Below are 10,190 nucleotides of genomic sequence, written 5' to 3' on the forward strand. Positions count from 1 at the left end.
AAGGCTCCAGGCTATCAGAGCCGGTATACAAAGGCGGGTAATGCGGTGGTTCATCGTTATGGAGATTGTTGGTTTTCCACAGCAAAATTATTGTTTCATCGATGTAGCTGCAACTTGAATAGATGTTTTGCCATATCGTGCGGGCAATTAATATGCTATTTTTTAGATAAACCGCCGGGTAGGATAGCAGAATGTTAATATGCGTGAAATATGGTGTTGCTATGCGTCAAAAACTGACATATTGATTGTTGTAGGTATTGTAAACGGTAAAATTATAATAATATGAATGAATATCAGACTTTGATAGAGAGTGCTCCTGTCGTGCTTGTGGAATTTTTTGCCACATGGTGTCCTCATTGCCGGCATATGATACCGGTTGTGGCTGATGTGAAAGAGCGAGTCAATGGTGTAGCTGAGATATATCAGCTTGATATAGACAAGAATGCGGAACTTGCCGATGCTGTTGATATAAGCACTGTCCCGACTTTTATTCTGTATAGGGACGGACGCGAGGTGTGGCGTCAGTCGGGCGAGATTGCCGGGGATGAGTTGCTGTCGCGTATTGAGCGATGATTGGAAAATAATTAAGCGCCGTGGGCAAGGTATGCTGTTACCTTGGCTCACGGCGCCTGGTTATTTATAAATTTTTATAGACCGTCTATAAATCAGATGTGATATTCGCGGAATGCCTCCATGGCCTCATAGCTTGCGAGACCGAGCGCATCGTAAAGTTGGGCTGTTGCGCGGTTGCGGTCCTCGGCACGCTGCCAGAACAGGCGCGAGTCGTTGCCGAGGTAGGGAGCGCTCTCCATCTGTGACGAGTGCTTGAGGATAGCGTTACGCTTCTGGAGAAGCTCTTCGGGGCTTATGGGCACGCACATCTCGATGTCCTCGATGGGCCATTCAGCCCACGCGCCTCTGTACATCCATACACGGCAGTCTGCAAGCCAGCTTTCGCCACGTTCCTTTGCCTGGGCAAGAGCGGCAAGTACGGCTTCAGTACATTTTCTGTGGGTGCCGTGAGGGTCGGCAAGGTCGGCGGCTACAAAAATCTGATGAGGCTTTACCTCTTCGATGAGCTTTGCTACGATATCGACGTCGTCTTGAGTCATGGGGAGTTTCTCTACTCGTCCGCTCTCATAGAACGGAAGGTCGAGGAAGTGTACGCGCGACAGGGGTATGTTGTTGAATGAAGATGCCAGACGTGCCTCGCCGCGGCGTATCAGGCCTTTGATTGTGAGTACGTCGCGGTTGTCCATCTCGCCGGCTTTCTTTTCTTTGAGGAATTTCTTGATTTCCTGGTATTTGGCCGGGATAACACCACCCATGGCGTTGTTGTTGCCAAACAGTTGGTTGAAGCCGTTGATGAAGTGCATGAAGCGGGTTACCTCCTCATCGTTTACAGCGATGTTGCCCGATGTCTCGTAGGCAACGTGTACCTCATGTCCCTGGCGCACAAGGCGGTTGAGTGTGCCGCCCATAGAGATTACGTCGTCGTCGGGATGGGGTGAGAATACAATGACACGCTTGGGGAACGGTGTCGCGCGTTCGGGGCGATGGGTCTCGTCGGCATTCGGCTTTCCACCGGGCCAGCCTGTGATAGTGTGCTGGAGATGGTTGAAGAGACGTATGTTGAGGTCGTAAGCCGAGCCGTAGATATCGGTCAGCACTTTAAGACCGGCCTCTTCGTAGTCGGCATTGGTGATTTTAAGGATGGGTTTGTTGAGCTTTTGGCTGAGCCATACTGCTGCGGAGAATGCCAGACCGAGAGTCCACTGGTCGGGCGATGTCGGACGAGCCTCGGGGTTGAAACGCTCTGCCGAGGTTATCTTTGATGTCAGATTAAATTGCATTGTCGGGTATATTTATTGTATTGTATGATGTGATACCATCATTCAGGCGTTCTCAATCTGGGTGAAATAACGGTATGTGCCTACTTTGAGTTCGTAGGTAGCGGCTTCGTCGCATACGATTATCGCATGGGGATGCATCTGAAGAGCGCTTACGGTCCATGCTTGTGTCACAGGACCCTCGATAGCAGCCTGAAGGGCGCGTGCTTTGCCGTGGCCATTGCAGAGGATGAGCACCTCGCGGGCATCCATTACAGTGCCTACGCCTACTGTAAGAGCATGCAGGGGCACGCTCTCGGGGTCGCCTCCGAAGAATCGTGCGTTGGCTATGCGGGTGTCGTTGGTAAGTGTCTTTACTCGTGTACGCGATGTAAGAGACGAGAACGGCTCGTTGAACGCAAGGTGTCCGTCGGGGCCTATGCCGCCGAGAAACAGGTCTATGCCGCCAAAACTTTTGATAGCTGCCTCGTAGGCTGCGCACTCTGCTTCGAGATCGGGAGCGTTGCCGTTGAGAATGTGGATGTTGGCGGCAGGTATGTCAATATGGTCAAACAGGTAGCGGTGCATGAAAGAGTGATAGCTTTCGGGGTGATCCTCGGGAAGTCCGACATACTCGTCCATGTTGAATGTCACTACGTTCTTAAATGACACGCGACCCTCTTTGCATGCTTTTACAAGCTGTTCGTACATACCGATAGGAGAACTTCCGGTAGGGAGTCCGAGAACAAAAGGATGCTCAGGAGTCGGACACGCTTCGTTGATACGCTTGATTACATGTTCGGCTGCGGCACGTGACAGTGCGTCGTAGTCCGCTTTGATGATTACTCGCATAATGATGTATGATTATGAATTAATATTGTATTAGGTTTCTATATACTTAGCGTACACCGACCTCGTCGATAAACAGGAGCGGGCGTGCCGTTTCGCTGTGGTCGCGGTGCCATACAGGCAACAGAGGTGATGCTTTGAGGTTTATACGCACTTTCTCAGCCTTTACGGGGCTGAAACGTGAGGTGTGACGCTCAACTTCATTGTCGGGCTGGTCGGCTCTGCGTTCCGGCAGGCTTTCTGATGCGGTCTCAATCCACTTTTGCTCGCCGTCGGGTCCGCAGGTAAGCACTTCGATGGAGTAGGCGCTTGCATCGGCAATCCATGCATTCATGTCGACGCATGTGTTGAATGTCACCTCGCTTATCATTGCCGGCTCGGGAAGAGTCACAGTTACAGTAGGGTTGCAGTTGCCGAATCCCACCCAATGTCCTGTCTGGAAACTTGGTCCGCCGGTCTGTGCATCGGTAAGGGTTGACTCTCCGGCCGGAGCGTGATGTTTCTCAAAAGGATGAGTAAGTTCGACCTTTCCGAAAGTTGCCAGATTGAATGTCACCGAGTCGGAACGTGTGCGTCCGGCTTTTCCCTTAAAAAAGGCTGCGGACCGCAACATAGTGCTTTTGTCGAGGGAAATGGGCGAGGAGTAGGGGAGGGCAGTCGGCGATGGTTGTCCGTCGGGTCCGATAGGCTGCGAACCGTCGGTGGTATAATATATGGATGCCGTGCCTATTGACGATAGCTCTGCGATAACCTTGCGTGCAGCGTGGTCGGTGGTGAGTAGGGCATCGACATCGGCCATATGCCGGGCATAATTGTAGCCACGTGTATCATACAGTCGCCAGAGGGCCGGCATTCTTTCGGAGAAGTCCTTGTAGTCGCGCATCGATTGCGGAGTCCATCCGGCCTCGGCCAGTGCCGACATACGCGGAAGCTCCATATACTCCACTTTCGGGTAATTGTCGATGTATTCGGTCCATAGATTGACTTGCGGTCCCAATACCAGGCGACTCTGTTCGGGTGTCATCCCTTCGGTCGGGTCGAGGCGGTATGTGCGGCTTACGGGTACATATCCACCCCAAGCCATGGGTTCGAGCACCTGATCGGGGCTCTGATAATAGTCGAGATAGCAGTATGATGCCGGCGACAGCACCACATGGTGGCCTTTGCCCGTACCTTCTATAGCGCCGTCTACACCGCGCCATGACATTATGATTGCATCCTGCGGGATATCGCCCTCAAGTATTTCATCCCAGCCGATGGCATGCCGGCCGCGTGCCGCAAGGGTCTGGAGTGCATGGGTGGTGATTACTCCCTGGAGCTTGTCTTCGGCCGAGAACCGGCCTTCGGGCTTTATGCCGAGCTCGGATATGCGCTTCTGGCATTTAGGACATTCTTTCCATCTTACTTTCGGACACTCGTCACCTCCGATGTGGACATATTTCGAAGGGAATATGTCCATTACCTCATTAAGTACATCATCGATAAATGTCAGTGTAGAGTCGTTTCCGGCACACAGCACGTCGGGTGATACTCCCCATCGACCCCATACTCCGTAGGGACCTCCTGTACAGCCCAGGTGGGGATAAGCTGTAAGTGCTGCAAGCATATGCCCCGGCAAATCGATTTCGGGGATTACGGTTATATGGCGTCGGGCTGCATATTCCACTATATTGCGTGCCTGCTCTTTAGTGAAGTATCCTCCGACAGGCTTGTTGTCATATACGCCTGAATTATGGCCTATTACTGTTGAGTCGCGGCGAGAGCCTACTGCGGTAAGCAGCGGATATTTCTCAATCTCGATGCGCCATCCCTGGTCGTCGGTGATGTGCCAGTGGAATGTATTGAGATTGTGTAGAGCCATCATGTCGATGAAGCTCTTGACATTTTCTTCGGTAAACGGGTGACGCGCTACGTCGAGCATGGCGCCACGGTAGGAAAAACGCGGCGCGTCGGCTACTGTAGCGGAAGGAAGTACCGGGATTTCACCTTTTGGCGCTGTATATGCTGCCTTGCGTATGGTCTGGATGCCATAAAAAACGCCGGCCGGTGAGGCGCCGTCAATTATAAGTAGTCCCGGGCGTACACTGATATGGTATGCTTCCGGACTGTCGGACGACAATGTACACCGTAGTACAATCTCTCCGGGCGCATTACCGATTGTTATGGCAGGATTCTCTTTCAGATATCCGCGTAGCATATCGGCTTCCGAGGCCAGTGAGTCGGGAGCGGATATCATTGTGTTGGAATACAGGGCAAAGCCTTTGGCATCTGCATTCTCCGATATCATCGACGGCAGGGGTATGACTTTGAAGCATCCGTTGGGGCTGGCTGCATGCAAGCCTGCCGCTCCTAAATATAATGAGGAGACAAGTAGTATTCCGTAAAGTTTATTCATGGCTACAAAAAAGTGGATTAAGTAGTCTTTAGGTGAAAATGATTCGTTTGAGAAGATTGGTCTGTGCAAATGTACACTAAAATTATGACATATCCTACTTTTATGAATTTTTATAGTCAGATATTTCTGTGCATTTTTCGGGCAATACGAATCGGCTCTAATGTCTTTAACATTATTTTGCTCGTTGTATGGCGAAATTTTAGTAACTTGCGCCACCAAAACCAGGCGGTAGAAATCCGCTTATGGTGTGGGTATAAAATTTCCCCATGAAAAAACTGCAATATAGTTAATTGTAATGAATCAAAAGAAGTCTCCTATTACATGGATTCCGACGGCGTATTTCGCCATGGGACTTCCATTTGTCGTGCTCAACATGGTGGCAGTGCTTATGTACACCGATCTTGGTGTAGATACCGAAACCATCACATTCTGGACATCACTTATCCTTATGCCTTGGACTTTCAAGTTCCTCTGGAGTCCGTTTATGGAAATATTCGGGACAAAGAAGGCGTATGTAGTGGCTACCCAGATTATCTCGGGAGCGGCATTCGGATGTGTTGCTCTTGCTTTAGGGCTCTCCGACTTTTTTGCCATCACTATAGCCCTGCTTGCTGTAGTGGCATTCTCCGGAGCCACACACGATGTGGCCTGTGACGGTGTGTATATGGGAGAACTTTCATCGGCCCAGCAGTCGAAGTATATAGGCTGGCAGGGTGCATTCTATAATATAGCCAAAATCGTAGGCACCGGTCTGCTGGTGTATCTTGCCGGAGCGCTTTTCAAATCGTTCGGTGGCAGTGGCTCAGAAGCTACGGCAGTCAATTATGCCGCCAATCAGAAGTCGTGGATGGTGGTGATGCTGATTATAAGTGCCGTAATGATACTTATCGGTGTCTATCACATATTCTTCCTCCCTTCATCGCAGAAAGCCGATAAGACTGTGCGTCGCAGCGGAGGCGAGGTAATGCACGAGCTGGGAAGTGTGCTGATGCAGTTTTTCCGCAAGCGATATATATGGTATTATATAGCATTCATCATCCTCTACCGTTTCGCCGAAGGGTTTGTGGTAAAGATTGTGCCCATCTTCCTTAAGGATGCTACAACTGTAGGAGGTCTCGGTCTTACAAACGAACAGATAGGCCTGTACTACGGTACATGCGGTGCTGCTACTTTTGTGCTTGGCTCGCTGCTCGCCGGATACTATATCTCGGCACGCGGTCTGAAGAAGACACTGTTTTCTCTGGCGCTGATATTCAATCTTCCGTTTGTCGTCTACACCCTGTTTGCGATATTCCAGCCTACCAATGGCCTGCTTATTGCCTCCGGCATCGGTATCGAATACTTTGGCTATGGATTCGGATTCGTTGGCCTCACTCTATTCATGATGCAGCAGGTGGCCCCCGGCAAACATCAGATGGCACACTATGCCTTTGCTTCCGGAATCATGAACTTCGGAGTTATGCTCCCCGGTATGCTCAGCGGATTTGTGCTCAAGCATCTCGGCGGTTATGAAAACTTTTTCATATTTGTGCTTGTGGCTACAATAGTGCCTCTGCTGATTACCTGGTTTGTGCCATTCAAATATAATGACGACGGCACCCCGATAAAGGGCGCCGTAGAGGAAGCTCTTACCGGCGATGAAGGTTCATTGCCACCTTCCGCTAAATGACAGTGACACTGCTACATATTATATATTTAATAATATTGTATAAAGAAAACCAAAACTAAAGTGAAACAGAACAACAATTTTCCCTGGCAGGATCGTCCTGCAGGCTGCAATGAAGTAATGTGGCGCAAGAGCGATAACCCCGTCATCGACCGCTATTCCATACCTACCTCCAACAGTATATTCAACAGTGCCGTAGTGCCATTTGGCGACGGATATGCAGGAGTGTTCCGTTGTGACAACCGTGCCGTGCAGATGAATATATTTGCCGGACACAGTGCCGACGGTGTGCATTGGGATATCGAGCACGAACCTATTCATTTCGAGGGTAACAAGGAAAGTGACTACAAATATGACCCCCGTGTGACTCGTATCGGCGATCGTTTCTGGATTACATGGTGCAATGGTTATCATGGTCCTACAATCGGTATCGGTTATACCGACGACTTCAAGACTTTCGTACAGTGTGAGAACGCATTCCTTCCTTTCAACCGCAATGGTGTGCTCTTCCCCGAGAAAATCAATGGCAAATATGCTATGCTCAGCCGCCCGAGCGACAACGGACACACTCCGTTCGGTGATATCTGGCTCAGCTATAGCCCCGATATGGTGTACTGGGGTGAGCATCGCCACGTAATGTCGCCCTCGCGCTTTGAAGACAGCGCATGGCAGTGCACAAAGGTTGGCGCCGGCGCTGTGCCCATCCGCACTTCAGAGGGCTGGCTCATGTTCTATCATGGTGTAATCACTACCTGCAACGGTTTCCGCTACTCGATGGGTGCCGCTCTGCTTGACCTCGACGATCCTTCCAAGGTAATCGCCCGCACTCAGCCCTATCTTCTCGCTCCTGCCGAAATGTACGAGATGACCGGCGATGTGCCCAACGTCGTGTTCCCTTGCTCGGCCCTTACCGATGGCGACCGTGTGGCCGTATATTACGGAGCAGCCGATACATCGGTATGTCTTGCTTTCGGATATATTTCTGAGATTGTAGAATTCATCAAACGTAACTCTCTATGATGATAAGCCGTTTCCGCGCCCCAATTATCGCCGGGGCGCTCATCGCCTCAGGCGTGCTTTCCGGCGCGGCGGCAAAAAAGCCCCAGGAGCCGGCAGGCGATCCCGTGGACTTCGTAAATCCTTTTATCGGCACTACCAACTTCGGCACCACCAATCCAGGTGCCGGAGTGCCCAACGGGCTGATGCGTGTCACACCCTTCAATGTAATGGGATCGGATACCAACCGCTATGACAAGGATGCGCGCTGGTGGTCGACACCTTACGACAATACCAACTCGTTCTTCACCGGGTTTGCCCACGGAGCGTTGAGCGGAGTAGGGTGTCCCGATCTCGGTTCTCTGTTGCTTACCGCGACAACCGGCAAGCTCGATGTGGATTACCATAACTATGGTACGGCATACTCCGACGAGCAGGCCGTGCCGGGATGGTATTCGCTTAATCTCGATGCTTACGGTATAAAGGCCGAGACGACCGCCACGGCACGTACGGCCCGCACGAGATTTACATTCCCTGCCGGAGAAGGCAACATCCTGCTCAACCTCGGGGAGGGACTGACCAACGAATCGGGTGCCACCGTGCGCCGTGTGAGTCCTACAGAGATACGCGGGTCAAAGCTCCTCGGCACATTCTGCTATACCGCCGATCAGGCTGTATTCCCGGTATACTTCGTAATGCGCATCAACCGCGTGCCCTCAAGCCAGGGTATGTGGAAAAAGCAGCGTCCCGGAGCCGAATGGGAGGCCGAGTGGAACAAGGACCAGGGCAAATACAAGCTCTATCCCGGATATTCCAAAGTGATGTCGGGCGACGATATCGGAGTGTGGTACAGTTACGACGGCATGACAGCCGGAGAGACAGTCGAGGTGTCGATGGCCATATCCTACGTAAGCGAGGAGGGCGCTCTGCGCAATCTTGAGGCAGAACAGCCCGAGGGCACTACATTCGATGATATTCGCGCTTCGGCACGCCGTATGTGGAACGACGACCTTTCCCGTATATCTGTCGAGGGGGGCTCGCTTCGCGACAAGGTAGTGTTCTATACAGGACTTTACCATGCGCTTATCCATCCAAATATCCTTCAGGATGTCGACGGCGCATATCCGGTAATGGAGAGTGACAGCATCGCGTATGTGCCCGAAGGTCATAACCGTTATACGGTATTTTCTCTTTGGGACACCTACCGTAATCTCCACCAGCTGCTGACACTCGTATATCCCGAGCGTCAGACCGATATGATCAATACAATGCTTGCCATGTATCGTGAGCACGGATGGTTGCCCAAGTGGGAGTTGTATGGCCGCGAGACATATACGATGGAGGGCGACCCTTCGATATCGGTTATCGCCGATTCGTATCTCCGTGGTCTGCGTGGATTCGACACTGATCTTGCATGGGAAGCTATGAAGCGCGGGGCTACAGCTCCCGGTGCTGAAAACCTGATGCGTCCCGATGCCGACGACTACTTCTCTCTTGGATACGTGCCTCTGCGCGAGCAATATGACAACTCTGTGAGCCACGCTCTCGAATATTATACAGCCGACTATGCGCTCAGCCGCTTTGCCGCGGCTACAGGCAGAGCCGATTCCACCCTGTTTGCCGAGCGTGCGGCCGGATGGCACAACTACTTCGACCCGGAGCTTGGTGTGCTGCGTCCGCGTCTGCCCGACGGTTCGTTCCTTACACCCTTCAATCCCCGTCAGGGAGAGAACTTCGAGCCATCGCCCGGATTCCATGAAGGCAACTCGTGGAACTATACTTTCGCGATTCCCCATGATGTAGAGGGCATGATTAAGGCCCATGGCGGTAAAAAGCAGTTTGTAAACAGACTACAGGCTGTATTCGACAACGGACTTTATGACCCCGCCAACGAGCCTGACATCATCTATCCCTACCTCTTCTCGCGCATAAAAGGAGAGGAATGGCGTACCCACCGTATTGTAGGTGAGTTGCTCGACAAGTATTTCACCACCGCTCCCGACGGTATTCCCGGCAATGAGGACTGCGGTACCATGTCGGCATGGGCCATATGGTCGATGATGGGCATGTATCCTGATACTCCCGGCGACCCGGCTTTCACTCTTACGGTGCCTCGCTTCGATAAGATTACCGTGAAACTTGATCCCGAAGTCTGGGGCAAGAATTATCTTGAAATCAAACGTCGTAATGCCAAGGCCCACTCAGGACGTATCTCTCACGACGAGATGCTACGCCGTTATGGCAAATGATATTTTTCGGAGGGTGTCATGAGCATCCCTCCACCGGCCGACTGATGCCGACCCCTGCGCCGCTGTTACAGCGGCGCTTTTTTTTATTAAGTAAGTCGTAAAAATTATTTTATATTTCCGGCGAGAAGTTTTTTGTTTGATTTTTCCTCAATGAGGAAGGAGTGTAGCGAGCTACATGACTGACGAAGAGAGGGAAAAGCGGCAAA

At 51.5% G+C, this 10,190-nt stretch carries 7 protein-coding genes; 4 read left to right on the plus strand and 3 right to left on the minus strand.

Translation table 11 applies throughout. The features are described from left to right. Window positions 1-282: 282 nt before the first annotated feature. Window positions 283-573 (plus strand): thioredoxin family protein, encoded by a 291-nt coding sequence (locus K2I50_RS10400; RefSeq protein WP_301026285.1) that lies wholly within the window; start codon window positions 283-285, stop codon window positions 571-573. Window positions 574-665: 92 nt separating this feature from the next. Here the strand turns inward: K2I50_RS10400 and K2I50_RS10405 are convergent, their stop codons facing one another. Genes K2I50_RS10405 through K2I50_RS10415 form a run of 3 tightly spaced genes read right to left on the minus strand, consistent with a single transcriptional unit; the run spans window position 666 to window position 5,073 of the window. Further along, on the minus strand, window positions 666-1,853 hold the full coding sequence (locus K2I50_RS10405; protein ID WP_526022983.1) for a PIG-L deacetylase family protein: 1,188 nt from the start codon (window positions 1,851-1,853) through the stop codon (window positions 666-668). A gap of 42 nt (window positions 1,854-1,895) precedes the next feature. After that, the gene (gene nagB, locus K2I50_RS10410) at window positions 1,896-2,681 is read right to left on the minus strand and encodes a glucosamine-6-phosphate deaminase (RefSeq protein WP_068961082.1); all 786 of its coding nucleotides are present in this window, start codon (window positions 2,679-2,681) and stop codon (window positions 1,896-1,898) included. A 46-nt stretch (window positions 2,682-2,727) separates the two neighbouring features. After that, window positions 2,728-5,073 (minus strand): beta-N-acetylhexosaminidase, encoded by a 2,346-nt coding sequence (locus K2I50_RS10415; RefSeq protein WP_301026286.1) that lies wholly within the window; start codon window positions 5,071-5,073, stop codon window positions 2,728-2,730. Between the two features lie 295 nt (window positions 5,074-5,368). Here K2I50_RS10415 and K2I50_RS10420 point away from each other — a divergent pair, with 295 nt between their 5' ends. Genes K2I50_RS10420 through K2I50_RS10430 form a run of 3 tightly spaced genes read left to right on the plus strand, consistent with a single transcriptional unit; the run spans window position 5,369 to window position 9,984 of the window. Further along, window positions 5,369-6,742 (plus strand): MFS transporter, encoded by a 1,374-nt coding sequence (locus K2I50_RS10420; RefSeq protein ID WP_301026287.1) that lies wholly within the window; start codon window positions 5,369-5,371, stop codon window positions 6,740-6,742. Window positions 6,743-6,802: 60 nt separating this feature from the next. Continuing rightward, entirely contained in the window at window positions 6,803-7,759 is a 957-nt protein-coding gene (locus K2I50_RS10425) for a glycoside hydrolase family 130 protein (protein WP_301026288.1), read from the plus strand. Then, the gene (locus K2I50_RS10430; RefSeq protein WP_526022984.1) at window positions 7,759-9,984 is read left to right on the plus strand and encodes a GH92 family glycosyl hydrolase; all 2,226 of its coding nucleotides are present in this window, start codon (window positions 7,759-7,761) and stop codon (window positions 9,982-9,984) included. The genes K2I50_RS10425 and K2I50_RS10430 overlap by 1 nt, the downstream gene beginning before the upstream one ends. Window positions 9,985-10,190 lie beyond the last annotated feature (206 nt).

Origin of the sequence: Muribaculum sp. (assembly GCF_029051885.1) — a bacterium.
GTDB lineage: Bacteria > Bacteroidota > Bacteroidia > Bacteroidales > Muribaculaceae > Muribaculum.